This window comes from Bacillus salitolerans (assembly GCF_042680805.1).
Lineage (GTDB): Bacteria > Bacillota > Bacilli > Bacillales > SA4 > Bacillus_CJ > Bacillus_CJ salitolerans.
Map to the genome: position 1 here is coordinate 14515 of NZ_JBHUEM010000001.1, position 26203 is coordinate 40717.

Consider the following 26203-nt stretch of genomic DNA (forward strand, 5'->3'; position numbering starts at 1 on the left):
CTGTGGATAAGATTTATTGCAGTTCATTTTGGAAATAATAATCAACAATATTGAAAACGAGGGACTTTTTACTAGTATTTTGATATGATAATCTAATATTTTCCTTTTGGAAGAGGAAGTAAGCAATAAGAGGAAATGAGGTAATACCATGGATTTTGATACAATTGCTGCCATATCGACTCCGATGGGAGAAGGAGCAATCGCCATTGTGAGGGTAAGTGGACCAGAGAGCATTGGGATTGCTTCAAAGATTTTCAAGGGGAAGCCTTTACACGAAGTACCTTCCCATACTATTCACTATGGTCATATTATGGAGCCGGACACGAAGCAAGTAGTAGAGGAGGTCATGGTATCCGTATTAAAAGGACCTAAAACATTTACACGGGAAGATATTGTTGAAATTAATTGTCATGGTGGACTTGTATCTGTCAATAAAGTATTACAGCTGGTGCTTGAGAGTGGAGCTAGACTTGCAGAACCAGGCGAGTTTACAAAACGTGCCTTTCTTAATGGAAGAATTGACCTTTCCCAAGCCGAGGCTGTTATGGATTTAATTCGTGCAAAAACAGATCGAGCTATGAATGTAGCTATTCACCAAATGGAAGGCAGGCTTTCGACGTTAATAAAGCGCTTAAGACAAGAATTACTAGAAACACTTGCACATATTGAGGTTAATATTGATTATCCGGAATATGATGATGTGGAAGAAATGACACATTCTGTCTTAATCCAAAAAGCAACAAAGGTACAAGAAGAGATCAAACGCTTACTAGTTACATCACAGCAAGGGAAAATATTAAGAGAAGGCTTGTCGACTGTGATTATTGGAAGGCCAAATGTCGGAAAATCATCTCTTCTTAATAGCCTAGTTCAAGAGAATAAAGCAATCGTTACCGATATACCTGGGACGACCCGAGATGTGATTGAAGAATATGTAAATGTAAGGGGAGTACCGTTAAGACTGTTAGATACTGCTGGAATAAGGGAAACTGAGGATATTGTAGAAAGAATCGGGGTAGAAAGATCGAGAAAGGTGTTAAAGGAAGCGGATTTAATCCTTCTTGTTTTAAATTATAATGATGAGCTATCTGATGAGGATGAAAAACTTTTTCAAGCAGTAGAAGGAATGGATGTTATTGTAATCGTCAATAAGACTGACTTACCTTCAAAGATCAATATGAATCGTGTCAAAGAACTTGCCAAAAATCATCCACTTGTTACTACCTCTCTTTTAGAGGACGTAGGGGTAGACCAACTTGAGGAGGCAATTGCATCTTTATTCTTTGCTGGTTCTATTGAAGCACACGATATTACGTATGTATCCAATTCTCGTCACATTGCTTTATTGACTCAGGCTAATAAAGCAATAGGAGATTCTATTTCAGGAATACAGACTGGGATTCCAATTGATTTAGTTCAAATAGATTTAACGAGGGCCTGGGAATTACTAGGTGAGATCATCGGAGATGCCGTTCACGAAAGCTTAATTGATCAGCTATTTTCACAATTTTGCTTAGGAAAATAGGTATATTTTAGGAGGTTCATACATGCAGCAATATGACGCTGGTAGTTTTGATGTCATTGTCGTAGGTGCGGGTCATGCAGGCTGTGAGGCAGGATTAGCTTCAGCAAGAATGGGCGCAAAAACGTTAATGATTACCATTAATTTAGATATGGTTGCCTTTATGCCATGTAATCCATCGGTTGGAGGTCCAGCAAAGGGAATCGTTGTAAGAGAAATTGATGCACTTGGCGGGGAAATGGGTAGAAATATTGATAAAACCCATATACAAATGAGAATGTTGAATACCGGTAAAGGCCCTGCTGTACGAGCATTAAGAGCTCAGGCTGATAAATTTTCATATCAGCACGAAATGAAGAAAACAATCGAAAATCAAGAAAATTTAACTCTTTTACAAGGTATGGTAGAAGAATTAATCATTGAAGACGGTGTATGTAGAGGGGTCGTAACGAATACAGGGGCCAAATATCATTCAAAATCTGTTGTTATAACAACAGGAACATTTTTAAGAGGGAAAATTATCATTGGTGAGCTTCAATATTCTAGTGGGCCTAATAATCAACAACCGTCGGTCAAGTTATCTGAACATTTAGAGGCGCTTGGCTTTGATTTGGTTCGATTTAAAACAGGAACGCCACCAAGAGTGAATAGTCATTCTATCGATTATTCTAAAACAGAAATACAGCCTGGGGATGATGTACCACGGGCCTTCTCTTATGAAACGACTCAATTTATTACAGACCAAATCCCTTGTTGGCTAACGTATACTAGTCTTGAGACGCACCAATTAATTGATCAAAATCTACATCGTTCACCGATGTACTCTGGGATGATACAGGGAACAGGTCCAAGATATTGTCCTTCGATAGAAGATAAAGTTGTTCGTTTTAACGACAAGCCAAGACATCAAATTTTTCTAGAGCCTGAAGGGCGTAATACACAGGAAGTTTATGTTCAAGGTCTTTCTACAAGTTTGCCTGAGGATATTCAACGCAAAATGCTTTCTACGATTCCAGGTCTTGAAAATGTACAAATGATGAGAGCGGGTTACGCAATTGAATATGATGCCATTGTTCCTACACAGTTATGGCCGACACTAGAAACAAAAAAGGTTCCTTCGTTGTATACGGCTGGTCAAATAAACGGGACATCAGGATATGAAGAGGCAGCAGGTCAAGGATTAATGGCTGGAATTAATGCTGCTGCAAAAGCACTTGGAAACGAAGAAGTAATCTTAAGTCGCTCTGATGCTTATATTGGGGTACTAATTGATGATCTTGTGACGAAAGGGACAAATGAACCGTATCGGTTATTAACCTCTCGTGCTGAATATCGTCTTTTACTTCGTCATGATAATGCGGATTTACGCCTTACTGATATCGGATACAAACTAGGGTTGATATCAGAAGATCGTTACCAGCGCTTTACAACTAAAAAAGCAGAGATTGAAAAGGAAAAAGAACGCTTGCAGGTATATATCATAAAGCCACATGCTCAGGTTCAAGAGGTGATTAAGTCTGCTGGCGGAAGTGAATTAAAAGATGGAATTCGTGCTGCGGATTTATTAAAGCGTCCAGAAATGACGTATGAGCATATAAAATTATTAGCTCCAGCTGAAGAGGAAGTTAATGAGGTTGTAGCCGAACAAGTTGAAATTCAAATAAAGTATGAAGGATATATTGAAAAGTCTTTACAGCAAGTAGAACGTATGAAGAAAATGGATAATAAAAAAATACCAGAAGACATAGATTATGATGCCATTTCAAGTCTGGCAAATGAAGCTAGACAAAAGCTTAAGGAAGTTAGACCATTGTCAGTCGGTCAAGCATCTCGTGTATCCGGTGTAAACCCTGCTGATATTTCTATCTTACTCATTTATTTAGAGCAGGGGAAAATCGCAAGAGTATCCAATCAATAATGTAAGCAAGAAAGGATATGAACATGGATCAAAAACAATTTGTGACAAGTCTAGAGGAGAAAGGGATTTCTCTTTCTCCTAAACAGGTCGAACAGTTTGAACTTTATTTCAGGCTTCTCGTTGAATGGAATGAAAAAATGAACCTAACTGCAATTACGGACCGTGAAGAAGTGTACTTAAAGCATTTTTACGATTCAATTAGCGCAGCATTCTATGTTGATCTAACCAAGACTATCTCAATATGTGATGTTGGGGCAGGAGCGGGCTTTCCAAGTATACCTTTAAAGATTTGCTTCCCACAATTAAAGGTTTCCATTGTCGATTCTCTTCAGAAGAGAATCACGTTTCTAAATGAACTTGCCAAACAACTTCAATTAACAGAAGTAAAGTTTTATCATGACCGTGCAGAAACTTTTGGTCAAAACCCTGAATTTAGAGAAAAATTTGACTTAGTTACAGCTCGAGCAGTAGCAAGGCTATCCGTTCTAAGTGAATTGTGTATACCTTTAGTTAAGGTGAATGGGATGTTTGTGGCAATGAAAGGTGCTTCTGGACAAGAGGAGTTAATGCAAGGACAAGCAGCTGTAAAAGAATTGGGAGGAGAGTTAAGGGAAGAACATCATTTTCAATTACCTACTGAAGAAAGTGACCGATCAATATTTATCATAGAAAAAGTAAAAAAGACTCCAAAAAAATACCCTCGAAAGCCGGGTACACCTAATAAGATGCCGATTGAAGCTTAAACATTAATGATGATATAACTAGATAATTTTTCCATTATATGACAAGGCCACCATTTGAGTGGTATGATAGAATCGTCCTATAATGAAAATGTTTCACGTGGAACATTTTTAAAGAAGGAAAAGTAAGCGACAGCGACGAATATATTAAGGGGAGTTTCCATAAGGTGGTGTAGGATGATGAAAAGTCCTTTTTCAAGAATTTTCGGTCTTGGAGAAAAGGAAGAAACCGAAAGTATGGAGAAAATAGATCAAGATAAAATTAAACAAATACCATTATCAGATATTGTCCCCAATCGTTATCAGCCGAGGACAGTGTTTGACGATGACAAAATTGATGAATTAGCTCTAACAATACGGACACATGGGATTATTCAGCCTATCGTTGTTCGTGAATATGCCCAAGGTAAATATGAAATTATTGCTGGTGAAAGACGATATCGTGCTGTTACCAAGCTTGGATGGGATGCAATACCTGCTATAGTAAAGGACTTTAATGATGCTGAAACTGCATCTGTGGCCCTTATAGAAAATCTCCAACGAGAAGAACTAACTGTAATTGAAGAAGCCCTCGCTTATGCAAAACTACTAGAGTTACATGATTTAACTCAAGAAGCGTTAGCCCAGCGATTAGGTAAAGGGCAGTCAACTGTGGCTAATAAATTGCGATTATTGAAATTGCCAGAACCAGTACAAGAAGCATTATTACAAAAGCTAATAACAGAGAGACATGCAAGAGCACTTATACCTTTGAAGATTCCCGAAAAGCAAGTAAAGCTATTACAGGAAATTATTGAGCTACAGCTTAATGTAAAACAAACTGAGAATCGCGTAGTAAGAATGCTAGAGGAAAGTACGGCAAAGCCAAAACCAACTAGAAAAGCCTTTAGTAAAGATATGAGAATCGCGATGAATACAATCCGTCAGTCTTTAAATATGGTACAAGATAGTGGAGTGGCGTTAGATGCAAACGAAGAGGAATTTGATGACTATTATCAAATTACAATTAAAATACAAAAAAAATAGATTGATACCCTGTCTACGGATAGGGTATTTTATTATTTTTTTATAAAAAAATAAAAATAAAACTCCATTTTTTTCGATTCATGATAAAATAATAGAGTTACTAGAATAATTTTGGTAGAAATGAAGGTAGGTGACACCGTGGCAAGAATCATCTCGGTTGCAAATCAGAAGGGTGGAGTAGGAAAAACCACCACATCCGTTAATTTAGGCGCCTGTTTAGCTTATTTAGGAAAAAAAGTCCTCTTAGTTGACATTGATCCACAAGGAAATGCCACTAGTGGAGTTGGAATTGACAAAGCAGATGTAGATGCTTGTATTTATGATGTACTAGTAGAGGATGCTAGTGCAAGCAAAGTAGTAAAACCAACAGATGTTGAAAACTTATATATAATTCCGGCAACCATACAACTTGCTGGGGCAGAAATTGAATTAGTTCCTACCATTTCGAGAGAAGTAAGATTAAGGCGTGCATTGGAATCTGTTGAGAATATGTATGATTACATAATTATTGATTGTCCTCCTTCATTAGGTTTACTAACAATCAACGCCTTAACTGCTTCAAACTCGGTGTTAATCCCTGTACAATGTGAATATTATGCATTGGAGGGATTAAGCCAGCTGTTAAACACAGTTCGATTAGTTCAAAAGCATTTAAACACAGAACTAGCCATTGAAGGTGTTTTGTTAACTATGCTAGATGCAAGAACAAACCTTGGTATACAGGTCATTGATGAAGTGAAAAAGTACTTCCAAGATAAGGTATATCAATCTATTATTCCAAGAAATATTCGATTAAGTGAAGCACCAAGTCATGGAAAGCCAATCATTATCTATGATCCAAAATCCAGAGGAGCGGAAGTGTATCTAGACCTAGCAAAGGAAGTGATGGTAAATGGCTAAAGGACTCGGGAAAGGGATCAATGCTTTTTTTCCTAATGTTGATTTAAATAAGGAAGAAATGATTCAAGAAATCAAACTGAAAGATATACGTCCTAATCCATATCAACCAAGACGTCACTTTGAAGAGGAAGCGATTCAAGAACTAAAGGAATCCATCATACAACACGGGATTCTTCAGCCTATCATTGTTAGAAAAAGTATTAAAGGATATGAAATCGTTGTTGGTGAAAGAAGATATCGAGCAGCAAAAGAAGCTGGTCTAGAGGTAATTCCGGTTGTTGTTCGGGAATTATCTGAACAACAAATGATGGAGCTAGCGTTGTTAGAAAATTTACAACGTGAAGATTTAACCCCTATTGAGGAAGCTCAAGCTTATCAATCACTCTTGGAGCACTTAAATATCACTCAGGAACAATTGGCAAAAAGACTTGGAAAGAGTAGACCCCACATAGCGAATCACATTCGTTTACTTTCATTACCTGAATCAGTACGGATGTACATTTCAGAAGGTAAACTTTCCATGGGACATGGCCGGGCATTATTAGGGTTAAGAAATAAAGATAAGGTGAATACTATCGTTGAAAAGATTTTAAGGGAACAATTAAATGTTCGTCAATTGGAGCATTTAGTGAACCAATTAAACGATAATGTTTCACGTGAAACATTGAAGCCGAAAAAAGAAAAGGATATCTTTATTAAGGAAAGAGAAACGTTCTTAAGAGAAAAATTTGGAACTTCTGTTTCCATTAAACAGAATAAGAAAAAAGGAAAAATTGAAATTGAATTTTTCTCACAGGATGATTTAAACAGAATTCTTGAACTACTCAATGCTGTAGATGAGTAAATCTTAACCATATATTCTTCAATTAATCCGAATAAGTTACAAGCCACATCATTGTGGTTTATTTTTTTAGAGAATACAACAAAGTATTATGAAGAGTATTACATTCTTTACCTACTATTAAGGTCGAATCAATCAAAAGTTTCGAGGTAATAGGGTTTTAAGGGTTTTCAAGGAACCCAATCTTGTAAAGTACATCCGAAGGGGAAATACACATGGTGCTATTAGGTACGATCGTTAATGGAGTTTGTATTGTCATGGGGACAATAATTGGAAGTTTCTTAACGAGAATTCCTGAAAAAGTAAAAGAAACTGTCATGAAAGCAATAGGGTTATCGGTTTCTTTACTCGGGATTCAGATGGGCTTAAAAAGTGAACAATTCCTCATTGTCATTATTAGTCTTGTGGCTGGAGCAGTAATAGGGGAATATATAGACTTAGATGATAAATTAAATAGATTAGGAATGTGGATTGAACGTAAAATTGGGGCAAGAGCTAAGGGGAATATAGCGAAAGGGTTTGTGACAGCTACCCTAATCTTTGTAATAGGTGCAATGGCGATTATTGGTTCATTAGACAGTGGTTTAAGAGGAGATCATAAAGTCTTATATACGAAATCATTAATAGATGGCTTTACAAGCTTAATCTTAACAACGACATTAGGTGTAGGAGTTATTTTATCTGCCATCCCTGTTATTCTATATCAAGGCTCAATTGCTCTATTTGCCACACAAATTGAAAGATTCGTACCAACAGAATTAATGAATTCTTTTATTGTTGAAATGACATCTGCTGGGGGTCTCATGATTTTAGCTATTGGATTAAATATGCTAGACATTACAAAAATAAAGGTCGCAAATTTATTGCCAAGTATATTAATCGTTGCATTAATCGTTACGATTTTATATCAATTTTAATAAAAGACTCTTCTTCACAGTTTGAAGAAGAGTCTTTTATTCTAAGTAAAAAAAAGGTAGAATTTTCTGGTGATTAGTTTATACAATGTTACTCCTAAATTCAGCTCCAGACACAGCCACTCGAAGTCGAATAACCGTAAATAAGTATAAGGGGAAGAGCACCTTTTTCTCATTTACGGTTATTTGCTATACCTGAGGCTAAACGGGGCGCACTGAGCCTTTTGTTTTTGGTGGGAATCATACCAATAAAGTTTTATAAATTTCTAGAACTATGAAGCAAGATAACTAATTGTGGCAAAAAACTAAATCAATTTGTTGATTTATACTGGTCGAGGTTGAATTTTGCTGAGATTTGATTTCTTTTGTATAAAGTAGCAGCTTCTGCTAAACTTTCTGAGATTGTTTCAGCCATTTTCATGACTAAGTTCAATCGTGTGTTTTGTAAAACAAAGAATTCCATGAACCCACTCACATTTACAATCCCTGTAATATGCATGTCACCCACAGGAGGAAGTTCTTTTTGTACTCCAGCTCCAGGCTTTACAGGTCCACTTGCAACAGATACCATTCCAACACTTTTAAGTCTGCCTAAACAAGCATCTATTCCGATAATAAAAGGTTGAGGAAGTTTTTCTTGGATGATTTCAAGTTGCTCTTGTAAATTTACAGCATGAATGGGGTTTTCTAACGTTCCGAAAATATGAAAAGGTAAATTCTTTTTTTCTTCAAGTTTTGTTCCAATGAGTGGTCCTAGTGCGTCCCCAGTCGAACGATCTGTACCGATACAGACTATAGCAATGGATTGTTCGCTATGAGTGGGAAGGTGAGAGACGATCTGCTTTGAAATTTTGGAGGATGCTAAGTCTTCATCATAAGAAATACGTGAATCTCCACCTTTCTTTTCAAAAAAGTTTGTCCTAAGATTCATAGATTCCACTCCTTAGTAATAGTAGTAACAGTATACGGATATTTATTGAAATGTATACATAGGTTGTGCTGAAAAGGGGCGATTACGATGTGGAAGTCTGGTATAAAATGGATGCTTTTGATAATGGGAACAATGATCGGTGCAGGATACGCTTCTGGAAGAGAACTATGGCAATTTTTCGGCGAAGAAAGTGGACTTGCTATTCTTTTATTTACTATTATTTTTTCAATATGCTGCTTTGTTATTATGAAAATTAGTTATGAGGAAAAAACAGAACACTTTTATCCTGTCCTTGTGAAACTTATAGGTGGAAAACTTTCAAAAATATATGATGTCATTATTATTTTTTATTTATTTACTACAACCGTGGTTATGATAGCTGGTGGAGGGGCAACGATTGAAATGTTTCATATACCATTTTGGTTTGGGATTCTTGTATTCTCACTTCTTTTAATCTTGCTGTTTATATGGGATCTTAGAGGAATGCTTTCCATGAATGCAGTGCTTATTCCCTTGTTAATCATAGGATTAATAGGTACTCTATTTACATTTATTTTTAAACATGGCGGGGATTTTGGCTTCCATCATTTAAGTGAACAAGCAAACTGGCCATCAGCTTTTACTTTTACAGCTTTAAATGTCCTTCCATTGATAGCTGTGATAGCTGCAATTGGTAAAGAGGTGAAGCACAAAGGAGAAGTGTGGATAGCAAGTATAGGTAGCGGACTATTATTAGGCTCTATCTCATTTATTTATAATCAATCGTTAATTCAGGTTGCAAGTGAGATCATTCTGTATGAAATTCCATTGTTTGCAATTTTAAAAGATTACCCGTACAGTATGATTGTATTTATGTCTATCCTTTTGTGGGCTGCTATTTTCACAACAGCCGCTTCAGGGATGCTTGGTCTTACGTCAAGATTTCGTGAAAAATTGAAACTGCCAACTTGGATCGTCGTTTCGATGATAGTACTCTTAATGATTCCACTAACAAATTTCGGATTCTCTACTTTAGTTGCTATCCTCTATCCTTTATATGGATTAATTAATCTCTACTTACTTGTTGCAGTTCTGTTATACCCTATTGCAAACCGCTATAAATGGTAAGCAAAATTTAGTAAAATAAAAGGAAACGGAAAATTAGAAAGGACAACTAATGGAGATTTTAACGAATGCTTATGATGTGATGGTGGAATTTTTAACAAATAAAGAAGTGTGGATCAAGATTGGAGAAGGCTTACTAAAGATTATACTTATCCTAATCATCTCTACCATTTTGATTAGGATTGGGAAAGTTGCCATTCATAATATTTTTAAAGTACGAGCAAAGAGTCCGCTTGTTGTTACAGAAAGAAGAGAAGCGACCTTAACTAAATTATTGGTGAATATTTTAACCTATGTTATTTATTTTATCTCTTTTATCATGATATTAGAGGTGTTCACAATCAATGTGACGGCACTACTTGCTGGGGCAGGAGTGGCAGGATTAGCAATCGGCTTTGGTGCGCAAAATTTAGTGAGAGATGTGATTACTGGTTTCTTTATTATATTTGAGGATCAATTCTCAGTAGGGGATTATATTCGAACAGGAACTTTTGAAGGGACTGTCGAAGAAATAGGATTAAGAATTACAAAAATTAAAAGTATCACAGGTGAAATACACATTTTACCTAACGGAAGTATTACAGATGTGACGAATTTTTCAATTTCAAATAGCGTTGCAATTGTAGATGTTAGTATCGCTTATGAAGGTGATATTGACAGAGCTGAAGCTGTTATTCAAGATTTACTTCAGGAATTACCAGCAAAATATGAAGACATGGTAAAAACACCTGAACTACTTGGAGTGCAAACACTTGGTGCTTCAGATGTTGTTCTGCGAGTCACATCAGAAGTGAAACCGATGAGGCATTTCGCTATGGCAAGAGCTATACGAAAAGAATTGAAAATTCGTTTAGATCAGAGTGGAATAGAAATTCCATTCCCTCGAATGGTTATGTATAGTCGCCAGGAGGAAACAGCGCCTAAACCAAATGAAAGCAAACAGGAAGCTACTACAAATAAACAAGGATTAAAAGAAGGTTCATAAGGAGGTCCAAAAGGGATGGAAGAAAAAGAATTTGGGTTGCATGATATAGTAGAAATGAAGAAACAACATCCTTGTGGAACAAACCGCTGGAAGGTAATTCGCCTCGGAATGGATATCCGAATTAAATGTGAGGGTTGTGGCCATAGTGTCATGATTCCAAGACGAGAGTTTTCTAGAAAGATGAAGAAAGTGTTAGTCAAACACGAGGGAGCATGAGGAGAGATTAGAGAGTAGGAGAGATGAAGGTTGGAAAACGTATTTAAATCTGCCTGTCCATTGAATTGTTGGGACAGTTGTGGATTCGAAGTGACCGTTATTGATGGGAAAGTTACAAAAATTGATGGAGACCGTGATCACCCTATAACAAAAGGGAAAATTTGCGGGAGAGGAAGATTGTTAGAGGCACGCACAAATAGCCCTGAGCGCCTTATGACACCCTTAAAGAAAAGTAACGGGACATTCCAGCCCATATCCTGGAATCAAGCCCTTGATGAAATTGCTGAGATCATGAAGCAAGTGAAAAAGGAATATGGCTCATCAGCAGTCTTGCATAGTCATGATTATGCAAATAGCGGCTTGCTCATTAATTTAGATAAACGTTTTTTTAATTTGTATGGTGGCGTAACTGAGTTAACAGGAAGTATTTGCTGGGGAGCAGGAATAGAAGCTCAAAAATGGGACTTCGGTGATGCGTATAGCCATTCTCCAGACGATCTCATCCATAGTAAACACATTGTAGTATGGGGAAGAAATGTGGCTAGAACGAATATGCATCTCTTTGAGAGACTTCAAGAAGCAAAGAAACAGGGAGCGACCCTAATTGTCATTGACCCAATTCATAATGCTACAGCAAAAATTGCAAACAAATATGTTTCGGTTAAACCTGGAATGGATGCATTCTTAGCGTTAGGAATCATGAAAGAGATCATCAGGCTAGAACTAGAAGACCGGACATTTATCAACGAACATTCTGTTGGATTCAAGGATGTTGAAGAGCTGCTTTCAAACATAACGCTAGAAGAATTGTCCGTGATAACTGAAGTGGATCAAGCCGTATTTACTGATCTAGCGAAGGTATATGGTAATGGTCCAACCACAACATATCTTGGCCTTGGAATGCAGCGCTATGAAAATGGTGGTAATACAATTAGAACGATAGATGCGCTCGTAGCGATGAGCGGTAATGTTGGAATACGAGGTGGAGGAGCCAATTACGGAAATTTACAGGTTGGTCAAAGCTTTAATGTAGATTCTCTGTCTCTGCCTCATAAAAAAGCAGAGTTCCGTTCTTTTACAATGATGAAGCAAGCAGAAGAGATCCTTGCTGCGAATGAACCGCCTATTAAAATGGCTTTTATTACGTGTGGAAATCCGTTAACACAAGTACCTGATACCAATCTTGTTAAAAAGGCATTTCAATCCATCGATACCGTCGTTGTCATTGATCAGTTTATGACAGATACGGCTGAAATGGCCGATTATGTATTGCCAAGTACGACCTCTTTTGAGGAGGAAGATGTTTACTACTCATCTATGTATCATCATTACGTCAACTATGGCGGAAAATTAGTGGATTCACCAGGCGAAGCAAAGTCGGATTTGTGGATTTGGACCGAGCTTGCCAAACGATTAGGTTTTGGCGAATATTTTGCATATACACGTGAACAATTTATAGAAATGGGATTATCCAATCTCACAGAACATCAAATTACAATGCAAACACTGAAAGAAGAACATCACATTCCCTTACCCGTACAAGAAGTTCCATGGAATAACAAAAAATTTAAGACGGCAAGTGGTAAATATGAATTTACTTCGTCTTTAGCTAAACAAAAGGGGTATGAAGGAAAAATAACGTTATCCTATCCAAAAGAGTCAAAATATACAAATGAAAAACTTGTAGAAATGTACCCATATTCTCTTCTATCCTTACATCCTTTAAGATCGAATCATTCTCAGCATTATCCTTTAATAGAAGGATTACAAACGAATAAGGTAGAAATATCAGTAGATATTGCAGAGGAAAAGGGAATAAAAGAAAACGATAAGGTCCGGGTATATAATGATCGCGGGGAAGTAATAGGCTTCGTGAAATTGTTGAGAAAGGCACATCCTAGAACCATTAATATTGATGAAGGAAATTGGAATAAGTTTGGTGGTAGTGTGAATCATCTTACTTCCAATGGAGAATCAGATAATGGATTAGGTAGTGTAGTATATGACTGCCTTGTTAATATAGAGAAATGCATGTGATGATAATGGTACTCATACGGGTACCATTATTTTTAATGATCAAGAAAGGATAAAAGTTTTCAGCAAGAGAATGGGCTAGTGATTTTTCTTTTTCCCTCGAGTAGGATGAAATGGCAAAAATCGTCGCCATTTCATCTTGGCTAGGTGCTGGAACTGGATTCCAAGGTGGTCAAATGATCTGTCATGAATAAAAAGGAAAAACCACCCTTTTTTCATGACAGATCATTTGCTCAGCCTTAGAATAAACGGGGCACCCTGAGCCTTTTGGTCATGAGTTGTGAACAAAATCAATGGGAAATTCATATTAGGTTCATAAAGGAATCTCCTATTTGTATAAAAGGAAAATTTTCGATATATATTGATGACGATGGTGCTTGTCTTTTTAACTTGTAGTATCTATAATTGGGAAAGGTTAAAGTGTTTGGATAAGAGGAGTGAATAAAAATGGCATTAACAGCTGGAATCGTTGGTCTTCCGAATGTAGGTAAGTCAACATTATTTAATGCAATTACACAGGCCGGAGCAGAATCAGCAAATTACCCATTCTGTACCATTGATCCGAATGTGGGAATTGTAGATGTTCCTGATCACCGTTTGAATAAATTAACAGAGCTTGTAAAGCCAAAGAAGACAGTTCCAACTCATTTCGAATTTACCGATATCGCTGGGATTGTAAAAGGTGCAAGTAAAGGTGAAGGACTAGGGAATAAGTTTTTATCCCATATCCGCCAAGTAGATGCTATTTGCCAAGTAGTTCGTTGCTTTGCAGATGAAAATATTACTCACGTAGCGGGGAAAGTCGACCCAATTGCTGATATAGAAACCATTAACCTAGAATTAATACTAGCTGATTTAGAATCAGTTGAAAAACGTATTGATCGAGTTGGAAAAATGGCGAAACAAAAAGATAAAGAAGCTACATTTGAGCACGAAATTCTGGTAAAACTAAGGGAAGCTTTTGAAAATGAACAACCAGCTCGTACAGTAGAATTTACGGAAGAGCAAATGAAGGTTGTTAAAGGTTTACATTTATTGACAATTAAACCAGTATTATATGTAGCAAATGTAGGCGAAGAGGATATCATGGATCCATCTGATAACCCTTACGTGCAGCAGGTAAGAGAATTTGCTAAGAAAGATAATGCAGAGGTTATTGTTATTTGTGCAAAAATAGAGTCTGAGATTGCTGAATTAGATGCTGAAGAAAAGAAAGCCTTCTTAGAAGAGTTAGGAATTGAAGAGTCAGGGCTTGATCAATTAATTCGAGCTGCATACAGTCTATTAGGGCTAGCTACATACTTTACTGCTGGAGAACAAGAGGTTCGAGCATGGACATTCAGAACAGGTATGAAAGCTCCTCAATGTGCAGGAATCATTCATTCAGATTTTGAAAGAGGATTTATTCGTGCAGAAACAGTATCCTATGAGGATTTACTTGCAGCAAAAACAATGGGTGCTGCAAGAGAAGCAGGTAAAGTTCGATTAGAAGGAAAAGATTACATCGTAAAAGATGGAGATGTTATCCACTTCCGCTTTAATGTGTAAACTCAAATTCTACCATTTGTTGCAAAGTGGCATTCACTCTGCTATAATTTAAACTTGTGAGTAATTATATGATTGCTCCTTGCCCTTTGCGGGGCCGTTTAGTCCAAAAGGAGGTGACAGAAATGAGAAAGTACGAAGTTATGTACATCATTCGTCCAAATATTGAGGAAGAAGCTCAAAAAGCGCTTGTTGAGCGTTTCAACAACGTTTTAACTGATAACGGTGCTGAGCTAGCTAATGTTAAAGAATGGGGTAAGCGTCGTCTTGCATACGAAATCAACGATTTCCGTGACGGTTACTACATGTTACTTAACGTTAACGCTCCAGCTGAAGCTGTTCAGGAGTTCGATCGTCTTGCTAAAATCAGCGAAGACATCATCCGTCATATTGTTGTAAATCAAGAAGAGAAATAATAGATAATAAAAAGGTAGTATCCTTGAGGGAGTTGTTTTTCAAATGATGAATCGCGTTGTGTTAGTTGGTCGTTTAACGAAAGATCCAGAATTGCGTTATACACCTAGTGGTGTGGCTGTTGCAACTTTTACGTTAGCAGTAAACCGTACCTTTACCAATCAACAAGGAGAACGCGAGGCTGATTTCATTAACTGTGTGATTTGGAGACGTCCTGCTGAAAATGTGGCGAATTTCTTGAAAAAAGGAAGTCTTGCTGGTGTTGATGGAAGACTTCAAACAAGAAGTTATGAAGGTCAAGATGGCAAGCGTGTCTATGTAACAGAAGTTGTATGTGAAAGTGTTCAATTCTTAGAGCCTAAAGGTAATAATACCGGAGGCGGAGGCTACAATGAAGGTGGCCGTGGTCAAGAGGATTCTTCCTTTGGACAACAGGGTGGACAACAACGAAATCAAAATCAGCAACGAAATCAAGGATTTACTCGTATTGATGAAGACCCATTTGCTAATGATGGTGAACCAATCGACATCTCAGATGACGATTTACCATTCTAATAGACCGGTTTTTAATGACAATCAAAACGAAGGGAGGCATTTCAATGGCTGGATTCCGTAAAGGTGGACGTGGTGGTAAGCGTAAAAAGGTGTGTTTCTTCACATCTAATGCTATCACTCACATCGACTATAAAGATGTTGATCTTTTAAAGCGTTTTATCTCTGAACGTGGTAAGATTTTACCTCGTCGTGTAACAGGTACAAGTGCTAGATATCAACGTAAACTAACAATTGCAATCAAGCGTGCTCGTCAAATGGCATTGCTTCCATATGTATCTGGTGAATAATGTTTCGTAATGACATTCATGGAATTCCATGGATGTCTTTTTTAATTATTTTGAAAGTATAAAAGTTTATCAGCAAGAGAATGGGCAAGTGACTTGGAATCCAGCTCCAGCACCCGCCACTCGAGGTCAAACGTTTTGTCATGAATAAAAGGGAAACCACCCTTTTTTCATGACAGAACTTTTGCTCTGCCTTAGGCTAAACGTGCGCCTTTTGTTCTTTCTAACTTTAACTACGTTCAATTCATTTTGTATTTGTTAATGAATACAATGACTGTAAATGTGTCTCTATAGAAGAAGAGTACGTTTATGTATAAACTATTTTTGGGATGAAAAGGGAGAGGTTTCAATAGTTACAACCATTATCGTACACTCACAAAAATATGAGTTATGTCTTGAATATGTTATAATGACTCATGATTACTTAATAGAAAATTGTATGTACATATGAGGTGAACTTGTGAGTAAAACGAAAATTCTAACAGAAGGTGCAGTTATATTAGCACTATATATTGTATTGCTTTTAATAACGATGTACGTGCCTTTATTAGGGAGTATCACCATGTTTATGCTTCCGATTCCTTTTGTTGTGTTTGCTGCTCGAAGAGAACTTAAAAGCTCCATTTTTTTGTTAATTGCAGCTCTAATCTTAACAATATTATTTGGTTCTGTTTTTACACTTCCAACAACCCTTTTATTCGGTTCTACAGGTGTTGTAATTGGGTTTTTATACAAGCTAAATAAACCTAGATTTGAGGTTTTATCATTCGGTAGCATCACTGTTATTGTTAACCTATTAATTCTATATGCAATTATGACGACTTTTATGGATATTAGTCCGATAGAGGAAGGCAAGCGTGCGATGCAGGAATCGATGGACATGATGGAATCCATGATGGTCGGAATGGGACAAACTATGACGGCAGAACAATGGAAACAAATTAGTCACATGATGGAGCTCGGGATACTATTAATTCCAGCTGTTATTATCTTTGTAGGTATTTTCTTTGCTTTTGTCACACAGTTAATAGCTGCCCCTATTTTAAAGCGGCTTGGGTTACAGATTGACAAATGGCCTCCATTTCGAGATTTACAACTTCCGAAAAGTCTCCTGTGGTATTACTTAATAGCAATGGTTCTTATGTTAGTTCCACTTGACCAGGATTCTATTTGGTTTCTAGCGATTTTTAATTTATTCAACATACTTCAAGTGTTTATGGTTTTACAAGGGTTTTCATTTCTTTATTATTTTGGATATCAAAAAAATATTTCCAAGGGAATCGTTACGGTTGTTGTCATCCTATCATTGTTATTGCCCTTCCTTCTTTATCTTGTAAGGATTATAGGTATAATTGACTTAGGATTTAATTTAAGAAAGCGTGTTGAAAAGAAGTAATGTTCGAAACAACTATTCAAATAGAAGACATGTTTAGGAGCTGAAAACATGCCTAATTTTTATCGAAAACGACTATTCCGGTATCCCATTTATGCACTTGTTGGAATGACAGCCTTTTTAATAGGTATTATAGGATTCTTTCAGTGGATAGTAGGTCTTATTGGATTTATCGTATTAGGTGTTATTTTGTATTTTATTTTAAGGTCAGAGAGTCTCTTCCGTCATGATATGGAAAACTATATCACCACTCTTTCTCATCGTGTAAAAAAAGTAGGGGAAGAGGCGTTAATGGAGATGCCGATTGGCATCATACTTTATAATGAAGACTTACAAATTGAGTGGACGAATCCATACATGTCTTCTTTTTTCGATGAGGAGTCCATTATTGGTAGATCATTATATGATATAACTGATTCCATTGTTCCGTTAATTAAGCAAGAGGTGGATACGGATATTATTACAGTTCACAATCAGAAGCTAAGAATCATGAATAAGAGAGAAGAGAGACTGCTGTATTTTTTCGATGTAACAGAACAAGCTGAAATCGAAAAGCTGTATGAAGACGAACGGACAGTACTAGGTGTCATATTTCTTGATAACTATGATGAAGTAACTCAAGGAATGGATGATCAACGAAAGAGTAATATAAATAGCCAGGTTACATCAATATTAAATAAGTGGGCCACTGAAACCGGTGTATTCTTAAAAAGAACGTCATCCGAGCGATTCTTTGCAGTCTTTAATGAACAAATTTTAAATCAATTAGAGAAAACAAAGTTTGAAATACTAGACCAAGTTAGAGAGAATACTTCAAAACAGAGTGTACCTTTAACGCTAAGTATTGGAATAGGGACAGGGATTTCATCTCTACCTGAGCTTGGGTCTTTAGCTCAATCAGGCTTAGATCTAGCGCTAGGACGTGGTGGGGATCAAGTGGCTGTTAAAAATGCTAACGGTAAAGTAAAGTTTTATGGTGGTAAAACAAACCCTATGGAAAAGAGGACTAGGGTTAGAGCGCGAGTTATCTCTCACGCTCTGCGTGAACTTGTCATCGAAAGTGATAAAGTCATCATTATGGGACATAAATATCCTGATATGGATGCAATTGGTGCCTCAATTGGTATATTGAAAGTAGCACAAGCAAATGGTCGTGATGGATTTATCGTGATAAATCAGAATGAAATTGATACAGGTGTTCAGCGGCTTATTTCCGAAGTTAAGTTACATCCTGATCTTTGGTCACGATTTATTACACCAGAGCAAGCCATTGAAATATCATCAGAGGATTCCTTACTAGTAGTTGTAGATACACATAAACCATCATTAGTGATTGAAGAAAAGCTATTGTCTCAAATGGAACGGGTAGTGGTGATAGATCATCATAGACGCGGGGAGGAATTTATTGAGAATCCATTACTCGTCTATATGGAGCCATATGCATCATCAACAGCAGAGCTCGTAACAGAACTATTAGAATATCAACCAAAGCGTTCAAAGCTCGATATGTTAGAATCAACTGCATTATTAGCAGGTATCATTGTTGATACAAAGAGCTTTACCCTTAGAACGGGATCAAGAACCTTTGATGCTGCATCTTATTTGAGAGCTCATGGGGCTGACACCGTTTTAGTTCAAAAGTTTTTGAAGGAAGATATCGACATCTATGTAAAGCGTTCAAAAATTGTTGAGAATGCGTATATTTATAAAAATGGAATTGCTATTGCAAAAGGAAATGAAGAGGAAGAGTATGATCAAGTATTAATTGCTCAAGCTGCAGATACACTGCTTTCAATGAGTGGGGTGGTGACTTCTTTTGCGATTGCATATAGACAAGATGGCTTAGTTGGTATTAGTGCAAGATCGCTTGGGGAGATGAATGTCCAAGTCATCATGGAAGGATTAGAAGGCGGAGGGCATTTAACAAATGCTGCATCACAGCTAGCTAATACTACAATAGAAGAAGCTGAAGAGCGACTCAAGCAAGTCATTGATGAATATTTAGAAGGGGGAAAAGAAGAATGAAGGTAATTTTTCTAAAAGATGTTAAAGGGAAAGGGAAAAAGGGAGAAATTAAAAATGTGGCCGATGGTTATGCCCATAACTTCTTAATCAAACAAGGCTTAGCCGTTGAAGCTAATAATGCAGCAGTGGCATCCTTAGATGCACAGAAGAAAAAGCAAGATAAAGAAGCAGCACAAGAGCTTGCAGAGGCAAAGGAATTGAAGGAAACGATAGAGAAAATTACGGTTCAGTTAGTAGCAAAGTCCGGAGAAGGCGGCCGTCTATTTGGTTCCATCACAACTAAGCAAATTGCAGATGAACTTCAAAAAGCACATAAGATAAAGTTAGATAAACGCAAAATGGAACTGAATGATCCAATTCGATCATTAGGGGTAACGAATGTTCCGGTCAAGCTACACACAGAAGTAACAGCTATGTTAAAAGTACATGTAAAAGAGCAAAATTAATCATAGTTTGAGGAAGCAGCTAATAAAGCTGCTCCTTCTATTTTTGCCCAAAAAATAGTAAGTAGGGGATAACATACCTATTTTTTTTCTCTATCTACCATGTATAATCATTAATAGACAGTCAAATTGGGAGAGGAGGAACTCCATTGTCGGATATATTTGCAGATCGAACCCCACCTCAAAATATAGAAGCCGAGCAAGCTGTTCTAGGTGCCATATTTTTAGAAGCATCGAGTCTAACAGTCGTTTCAGAGATATTAATTCCAGAAGATTTTTATCGAGCTTCTCATCAAAAAATTTTCCACACGATGCTGACACTTTCAGAAAAAGGAGAACCTGTTGATTTAGTCACGGTAACTTCTGAATTAGCGGATCTCAAGCTATTAGAGGAGATTGGTGGTGTTTCTTATTTAAGTGACCTAGCCAATTCAGTTCCAACAGCAGCAAATGTTGAATACTATGCGAAAATCATCGAAGAGAAATCGATTCTACGGAGATTAATCAGAACCGCTACGACAATCGCAACAGATGGGTATTCAAGAGATGATGAAGTAGATGTTCTATTAAATGAAGCGGAGAAGAGTATTTTAGATGTGTCGAGAAGAAAAGGCGGAGGAGCCTTTCAAAATATTAAAGATGTACTTGTCGATGCTTATGATAACATCGAGCAACTGGCAACTCGTGTAGGGGAGATTACAGGAATTCCAACCGGCTTTACTGAGCTTGATAGAATGACAGCGGGATTTCAACGAAATGATTTAATTATTGTAGCAGCTCGTCCTTCTGTAGGTAAGACAGCCTTCTCCTTGAATATTGCTCAAAACGTAGCAACAAAAGCTGGGGAAAATGTAGCGATTTTCAGTCTGGAGATGGGTGCACAGCAGCTTGTGATGCGTATGCTATGTGCGGAAGGAAATATCAATGCTCAAGCCCTTCGTACAGGTAAGCTTACACCTGAAGACTGGGGAAAGCTTACTATGGCAATGGGTAGCTTATCAAATGCAGGTATTTATATTGATGATACACCTGGTATTAAAATCAATGAAATCCGTTCGAAGTGTAGAAGATTAAAGCAAGAAAGTGGACTTGGAATGATCTTGATTGATTACTTACAGCTTATTCAAGGAAATGGACGAGCTGGAGAGAATCGTCAACAGGAAGTTTCAGAGATTTCCCGTTCATTAAAAGCCCTTGCTCGTGAGCTTCAAGTACCTGTTATTGCCCTATCACAGTTATCGCGTGGAGTAGAATCACGTCAGGACAAACGTCCAATGATGTCAGACATTCGTGAATCAGGAAGTATTGAGCAGGATGCTGATATCGTGGCCTTCCTTTATCGTGATGACTATTATGATAAAGAATCAGAGAATAAAAATATCATTGAAATCATTATAGCTAAGCAACGTAACGGCCCGACCGGAACCGTTGAACTTGCCTTTGTAAAAGAATACAACAAATTCGTTAACCTCGAGAGAAGATTTGAAGACTCAAATGTTCCCGCCGGTGCGTAAAACCCTCTTTTTCAAAGAGGGTTTTTTATTTTATAAGTTTAAGTATAAGTTTCTAGAGTTTAGTTTATATTATGTTACCGCTAAATCCAGCTCTATCGCAAGAGCCACTCGAGGTCAAATAACCTGTCATAAATAAAAGGGAAACCACCCTTTTTTTCATGACAGAACATTTGCTTGTCGTGGCTATACTGGGCGCTTGCGCCTTTTGTTCTTAGTACCTGGTATTAACCCAAATTTTTTTGTTTCATTAAAAAATGTCACACGAATGTCAATAATGATATACCGAACAAATCTTACATAATGAATCTTAATGTTCGGATTTAATTTGACTTTTTGCCAAAAAATCAGTATACTTACAGTTGTTTGAAGAGAAAATGTATCGATTAGAGAAGATTGTTAATTGATAGTTTGTTGTTTTCGTATATGGGTAAAATACGAATACTATCAGAGGCTTGTGGGTGTCTACTTGTCTACATAATGGAACAAAGAGTATTAAAAATGCTTCCATCGAATTCTGATTAGGAACAACAATCGTCTACGAAAAGAGCGTTAGGTAAATACATGGAGGTGCACGAGATGTCATCAGTTGTAGTAGTAGGTACACAATGGGGAGACGAAGGAAAAGGGAAAATTACAGACTTTCTTTCCGAAAATGCAGAGGTTGTAGCAAGGTATCAAGGTGGAAATAATGCAGGTCACACGATTGTATTTAATGGTCACAAATATAAGCTACACTTAATTCCTTCAGGAATATTCTATTCTGATAAAATTTGTGTATTAGGAAACGGCATGGTAATTGATCCAAAGGCGTTAGTAGCTGAATTAAAATACTTACATGATTTAGGTGTCAGCACAGAAAACCTTCGTATTAGCAACCGAGCTCATGTTATTTTACCTTATCATTTACGATTAGATGAAGTAGAAGAAGAACGTAAAGGTGCGAACAAAATAGGTACTACGAAAAAAGGTATTGGACCAGCTTACATGGATAAAGCGGCTCGAACTGGAATTCGTATTGCGGATTTATTAGATCGTGAAGAATTTGAGACGAAATTAACCCATAATCTTAATGAAAAGAATCGCCTCCTAGAGAAGTTTTATGAGGTGGAAGGATTAAAAATAGAAGATATTTTAGACGAGTATTATGAATATGGACAGCAAATCGCTAAGTATGTATGTGATACTTCTGTTGTGCTGAATAATGCATTAGATGAAGGTAGACGTGTATTGTTTGAGGGAGCACAAGGTGTAATGCTTGATATAGACCAAGGTACGTATCCGTTTGTTACGTCTTCTAATCCGATTGCTGGTGGTGTGACAATTGGGAATGGTGTAGGACCTTCAAAAATTAAGCATGTTGTAGGTGTGTCAAAAGCATATACCACTCGTGTTGGTGATGGTCCATTCCCTACTGAAATTCACGATGAAATTGGGCATCAAATTCGTGAAGTAGGTCGTGAATACGGAACAACAACAGGACGACCACGTCGTGTTGGGTGGTTTGATAGTGTGGTTGTAAGGCATGCAAAAAGAGTAAGTGGCATTACGGATCTTTCGTTAAATTCAATCGATGTCTTAACGGGGATTGAAACGCTAAAAATTTGCGTAGCTTATCAATATAATGGGGAATTAATTGAGGAATTTCCGGCTAGTTTAAAAGTATTGGCGAAGTGTGAACCCGTATATGAGGAGCTACCAGGCTGGACAGAAGATATAACAGGTGTACGTAGCTTACATGAATTACCAGAAAATGCACGTCACTATTTAGAGAGAATTTCTCAATTAACAGGTATTCCATTATCGATTTTTTCAGTTGGACCAGATCGTAAACAAACGAATCTGCTAAGAAGTGTATATGGACCACAATAATCAATGAAATGTCATAAACAGCCCTGTCAACTATTGTCGAATAGGGCTGTTTTTGTTATAGTAAAAAAGGCTGATTCAGACGTTCAAAAAATATCTTGCAATCTATTTAGAAATTTGATATTATATTTTTTGTCGTCATTATATCATTATTTTCGAGCCATTAGCACAGTCGGTAGAGCACGTCCGAATATGCTCCATTGACTTCCATCAGCATACCAATCGAACAGCAGCTTGAATAAGCTTTCTGAGATTGGGATGTCAAAGATGAAATGGTTACGAAGATATGAATGATGTACCTTTTCGATTAGTAATTCGAGCCATTAGCTCAGTCGGTAGAGCATCTGACTTTTAATCAGAGGGTCGAAGGTTCGAGTCCTTCATGGCTCACCATTTTATTTATTTTATTATGGCCCATTGGTCAAGCGGTTAAGACACCGCCCTTTCACGGCGGTAACACGGGTTCGAATCCCGTATGGGTCATATTTTTTCAACGTCCTGTGGTGTAGCAACGAGCGAAACTTCAATGAATAAGCAGCGAGTTATCCCGACGCATCCATCATCCATGAAATAGTTTTAGAGGAAGGGACAGGTTGCCCTACTTGTAATAGTACGCATTGTTAAGCACTTAATTTATTGTCAAGGTCCCGTGGTGTAGCGGTTAACATGCCTGCCTGTCACGCAGGAGATCGCGGGTTCGATTCCCGTCGGGACCGCCATTTTACATACTAGTGAGTTTTTCCTATTTTTTTTATAGCGAAAAGAGTCGTAATTCTCTTCCTTTTGGACTATACTTATAAGACATGTACTGAGATTCGGAAGAAGCTTTGCCAACAAATACAGAACTAGTCTTTATTCAGATTTCTAAATTTAATTATGGCTCGGTAGCTCAGTCGGTAGAGCACGATCGAATAAGCTTCTCTGAATAAACATCAGCGTACCAATCGAGCAGCATCTTGGAATACGTACTGAGATTGGGACGAAGCTTTGCCAACAAATACAGAACTAGTCTTTATTCAGATTTTTAAATTTAATTATGGCTCGGTAGCTCAGTCGGTAGAGCAAAGGACTGAAAATCCTTGTGTCGGCGGTTCGATTCCGTCCCGAGCCATCATAAAAAGACATGTCGAAAACACATGTCTTTTTTCATTGAAATTTTACTTTATCTGGAAATTATTTGGCATAAAATGTCAGAAATGATACATTTATGTAACAAATGACTCTTTTTTCTCCAATTTTTTTGGGGTATATGATAAAGTAAAAAAAGTGAGAAATATGAACATTGATTCACTCACGCTTTCTACATATGATAGTTTACTATTTTAAAAGTTAATAGAGAACTGTTAGCTCACAAAAGGTGAGTAACCTTATACTAAAAAGAGATAGCCTTTTCTTTAGGGGGAAAAACAGTGTTAATTTTGAAAGATAAATTAAAGTCTATTTTTAAAAAAGAGTCTTACAGTGTATCAGACTTAGTAAAACGAGCAGCTGTTACAACCGCTGTCATTGCAACACTAACGTTAGGAACAGTTTCAGCTGATAATGGTGGAACTGATCATATCAAGACCGTTTATCATGTATATGTGAATGACGAACGATTAGGTACAATTGACAACAAAGAGATTATTGAACAATACATACAAAAGCGTGAACAAGAAGTTCTTGAAGAAAACCCACAGTTTTCATTTGGATTAGACGATAATGTTGTTTACATACAGGAAAAAGTATTTAGATCTCTCGTTGATAATGATCAAGTATTAGAGAAATTAGCAGATAAACTTGAAGTGCTTGCTGATGCCTCAGCTATTGAAATTAATGGTGAGCCTGTTGTGTTTTTAGAGAATGCTGAAAAAACAGAAGAAGTTTTTAAGGCACTGAAGTTAAAATATGTTTCAGAGGAAGTTTTGACAAACATTGAATCAAGGGATGCAGGTGATCCTTTACCACCTCTCAAAGAAGGTGAGTCTCGTATATTAGACGTAACTTTTGAAGAGAATGTTACAATTTCAAATGAAAAAGTTTCTCCAGCTGATATTTATTCGACTGAAGAAGCAGTTACATACTTAACAAAAGGTACATTAGAAGAGAAGAAGTACATTGTTCAAGCAGGTGATGTATTAGGAAAGATTGCTTCTAAGCATGAATTATCACTTGCGGATTTATTAGCTTTAAATCCAGGAATGAAAGAAGATACACTCATTGATATTGGTGATGAGTTGAATGTTACAGCTTATAAACCATACATTCATGTTGTTGTTAAAGAAGAAGTATACAAAAAAGAAAGTATCGCCTTTAAAAGAGAAGTAAAAGAAAATGATAAAATGTATAAGGGCGATAAAAAAGTTACGCAAGAAGGGCGTAATGGAGAAAGGCTAGTTAACTATATTGTTTCAAAACAAAATGGCCAAATTATTAATAAGGAAACGATAAAGGAAGAAATATTGAAAGATCCTGTAACAGAAATTATTGAAAAAGGCACAAAGGTTATTGCCTCTCGTGGTACAGGAAGCTTTGCATGGCCTGCGGTTGGTGGTTATATATCAAGTAGTATGGGCTACCGCTGGGGAAGCTTACATAAAGGTATTGATATTGCTAGACCAAGTAATCGAAATATCCTGGCTGCTGATAATGGAGTTGTAACATTCACTGGATATGATGGTGCATATGGAAACAAGATTGTTATTAACCATAACAATGGTTATAAAACAATATATGCTCATTTAAGCAGTATTAGTGTTAAGAATGGCCAGACAGTTGCGAAGGGCCAAAAAATTGGAATTATGGGTTCAACAGGTCGTTCGACAGGTATTCATTTACATTTTGAAGTATATCTAAATGGGCAGTTAAAGAACCCGACTAGTTATATTAATAGATAAAAGCTACCAACTAAATAGATTGATCCTCTAGTTTATAGCTAGAGGATTTTTTAGTTCTCCCAGAAACACTGCTTGTAAACTTTCAGTTTAAGATTTTTCATTATTTCGAACTTTCAATATAAAAAAATGATAAAATGATTGGAAAGAACCACCTTTA

At 37.0% G+C, this 26203-nt stretch carries 22 protein-coding genes and 4 tRNA genes; 25 read left to right on the forward strand and 1 reads right to left on the reverse strand.

Features of this window, described 5'->3' with window-relative positions:
- Positions 1–148: 148 nt before the first annotated feature.
- From mnmE to ACFSCX_RS00095, 7 genes are all read left to right on the forward strand, one after another.
- Positions 149–1525, forward strand: a complete 1377-nt coding sequence (gene mnmE / locus ACFSCX_RS00065; RefSeq protein ID WP_377926032.1) for a tRNA uridine-5-carboxymethylaminomethyl(34) synthesis GTPase MnmE — start codon at positions 149–151, stop codon at positions 1523–1525.
- 22 nt (positions 1526–1547) lie between these two features.
- Positions 1548–3440, forward strand: a complete 1893-nt coding sequence (mnmG, locus tag ACFSCX_RS00070; protein ID WP_377926033.1) for a tRNA uridine-5-carboxymethylaminomethyl(34) synthesis enzyme MnmG — start codon at positions 1548–1550, stop codon at positions 3438–3440.
- A 23-nt stretch (positions 3441–3463) separates the two neighbouring features.
- Complete coding sequence (gene rsmG / locus ACFSCX_RS00075; RefSeq protein ID WP_377926034.1) at positions 3464–4183, forward strand: 16S rRNA (guanine(527)-N(7))-methyltransferase RsmG; 720 nt, start codon at positions 3464–3466, stop codon at positions 4181–4183.
- Between the two features lie 177 nt (positions 4184–4360).
- The gene (gene noc / locus ACFSCX_RS00080) at positions 4361–5206 is read left to right on the forward strand and encodes a nucleoid occlusion protein (protein ID WP_377926035.1); all 846 of its coding nucleotides are present in this window, start codon (positions 4361–4363) and stop codon (positions 5204–5206) included.
- Between the two features lie 120 nt (positions 5207–5326).
- Entirely contained in the window at positions 5327–6106 is a 780-nt protein-coding gene (locus ACFSCX_RS00085) for a ParA family protein (protein WP_377926314.1), read from the forward strand.
- On the forward strand, positions 6099–6950 hold the full coding sequence (locus tag ACFSCX_RS00090; RefSeq protein ID WP_377926036.1) for a ParB/RepB/Spo0J family partition protein: 852 nt from the start codon (positions 6099–6101) through the stop codon (positions 6948–6950). Before ACFSCX_RS00085 ends, ACFSCX_RS00090 begins: the two co-directional genes overlap by 8 nt.
- 212 nt (positions 6951–7162) lie before the next feature.
- Positions 7163–7864 (forward strand): DUF554 domain-containing protein, encoded by a 702-nt coding sequence (locus ACFSCX_RS00095; RefSeq protein ID WP_377926037.1) that lies wholly within the window; start codon positions 7163–7165, stop codon positions 7862–7864.
- Positions 7865–8171: 307 nt separating this feature from the next.
- On the opposite strand, the gene yyaC is transcribed toward ACFSCX_RS00095, so the two are convergent.
- The gene (gene yyaC / locus ACFSCX_RS00100) at positions 8172–8792 is read right to left on the reverse strand and encodes a spore protease YyaC (RefSeq protein WP_377926038.1); all 621 of its coding nucleotides are present in this window, start codon (positions 8790–8792) and stop codon (positions 8172–8174) included.
- Positions 8793–8879: 87 nt separating this feature from the next.
- Here yyaC and ACFSCX_RS00105 point away from each other — a divergent pair, with 87 nt between their 5' ends.
- The 18 genes from ACFSCX_RS00105 to ACFSCX_RS00190 all read left to right on the forward strand — a co-directional run bounded on the left by ACFSCX_RS00105 (position 8880) and on the right by ACFSCX_RS00190 (position 26046).
- Positions 8880–9899 (forward strand): YkvI family membrane protein, encoded by a 1020-nt coding sequence (locus tag ACFSCX_RS00105; RefSeq protein WP_377926039.1) that lies wholly within the window; start codon positions 8880–8882, stop codon positions 9897–9899.
- Between the two features lie 49 nt (positions 9900–9948).
- Complete coding sequence (locus tag ACFSCX_RS00110; protein ID WP_377926040.1) at positions 9949–10881, forward strand: mechanosensitive ion channel family protein; 933 nt, start codon at positions 9949–9951, stop codon at positions 10879–10881.
- 15 nt (positions 10882–10896) lie between these two features.
- Positions 10897–11097, forward strand: coding sequence for a DUF951 domain-containing protein (locus ACFSCX_RS00115; RefSeq protein ID WP_377926041.1), 201 nt, complete (start codon positions 10897–10899; stop codon positions 11095–11097).
- 30 nt (positions 11098–11127) lie between these two features.
- Positions 11128–13134 (forward strand): molybdopterin-dependent oxidoreductase, encoded by a 2007-nt coding sequence (locus ACFSCX_RS00120; protein WP_377926042.1) that lies wholly within the window; start codon positions 11128–11130, stop codon positions 13132–13134.
- Between the two features lie 444 nt (positions 13135–13578).
- Positions 13579–14679 (forward strand): redox-regulated ATPase YchF, encoded by a 1101-nt coding sequence (gene ychF, locus ACFSCX_RS00125; RefSeq protein WP_377926043.1) that lies wholly within the window; start codon positions 13579–13581, stop codon positions 14677–14679.
- 122 nt (positions 14680–14801) lie between these two features.
- Complete coding sequence (rpsF, locus tag ACFSCX_RS00130) at positions 14802–15092, forward strand: 30S ribosomal protein S6 (protein ID WP_377926044.1); 291 nt, start codon at positions 14802–14804, stop codon at positions 15090–15092.
- A 43-nt stretch (positions 15093–15135) separates the two neighbouring features.
- Entirely contained in the window at positions 15136–15645 is a 510-nt protein-coding gene (gene ssb, locus ACFSCX_RS00135; RefSeq protein ID WP_377926045.1) for a single-stranded DNA-binding protein, read from the forward strand.
- A gap of 44 nt (positions 15646–15689) precedes the next feature.
- Entirely contained in the window at positions 15690–15932 is a 243-nt protein-coding gene (gene rpsR, locus ACFSCX_RS00140; RefSeq protein WP_377926046.1) for a 30S ribosomal protein S18, read from the forward strand.
- 457 nt (positions 15933–16389) lie between these two features.
- Positions 16390–17325 (forward strand): YybS family protein, encoded by a 936-nt coding sequence (locus ACFSCX_RS00145; RefSeq protein WP_377926047.1) that lies wholly within the window; start codon positions 16390–16392, stop codon positions 17323–17325.
- A gap of 48 nt (positions 17326–17373) precedes the next feature.
- Positions 17374–19347: a DHH family phosphoesterase gene (locus ACFSCX_RS00150; RefSeq protein ID WP_377926048.1), complete on the forward strand. Its 1974-nt coding sequence runs from the start codon at positions 17374–17376 to the stop codon at positions 19345–19347.
- The gene (rplI, locus tag ACFSCX_RS00155) at positions 19344–19793 is read left to right on the forward strand and encodes a 50S ribosomal protein L9 (protein WP_377926049.1); all 450 of its coding nucleotides are present in this window, start codon (positions 19344–19346) and stop codon (positions 19791–19793) included. Before ACFSCX_RS00150 ends, rplI begins: the two co-directional genes overlap by 4 nt.
- A gap of 146 nt (positions 19794–19939) precedes the next feature.
- Entirely contained in the window at positions 19940–21304 is a 1365-nt protein-coding gene (gene dnaB / locus ACFSCX_RS00160; RefSeq protein ID WP_377926050.1) for a replicative DNA helicase, read from the forward strand.
- Positions 21305–21880: 576 nt separating this feature from the next.
- The gene (locus ACFSCX_RS00165) at positions 21881–23173 is read left to right on the forward strand and encodes an adenylosuccinate synthase (RefSeq protein ID WP_377926051.1); all 1293 of its coding nucleotides are present in this window, start codon (positions 21881–21883) and stop codon (positions 23171–23173) included.
- Positions 23174–23487: 314 nt separating this feature from the next.
- Positions 23488–23563 (forward strand) — tRNA-Lys (locus ACFSCX_RS00170).
- Positions 23564–23581: 18 nt separating this feature from the next.
- Positions 23582–23653: transfer RNA gene (locus ACFSCX_RS00175), tRNA-Glu, on the forward strand.
- 160 nt (positions 23654–23813) lie between these two features.
- A tRNA-Asp gene (locus ACFSCX_RS00180) sits at positions 23814–23889 on the forward strand.
- 319 nt (positions 23890–24208) lie between these two features.
- A tRNA-Phe gene (locus ACFSCX_RS00185) sits at positions 24209–24281 on the forward strand.
- Positions 24282–24579: 298 nt separating this feature from the next.
- Entirely contained in the window at positions 24580–26046 is a 1467-nt protein-coding gene (locus tag ACFSCX_RS00190) for a peptidoglycan DD-metalloendopeptidase family protein (RefSeq protein WP_377926052.1), read from the forward strand.
- The last annotated feature ends 157 nt before the right edge of the window (positions 26047–26203 follow it).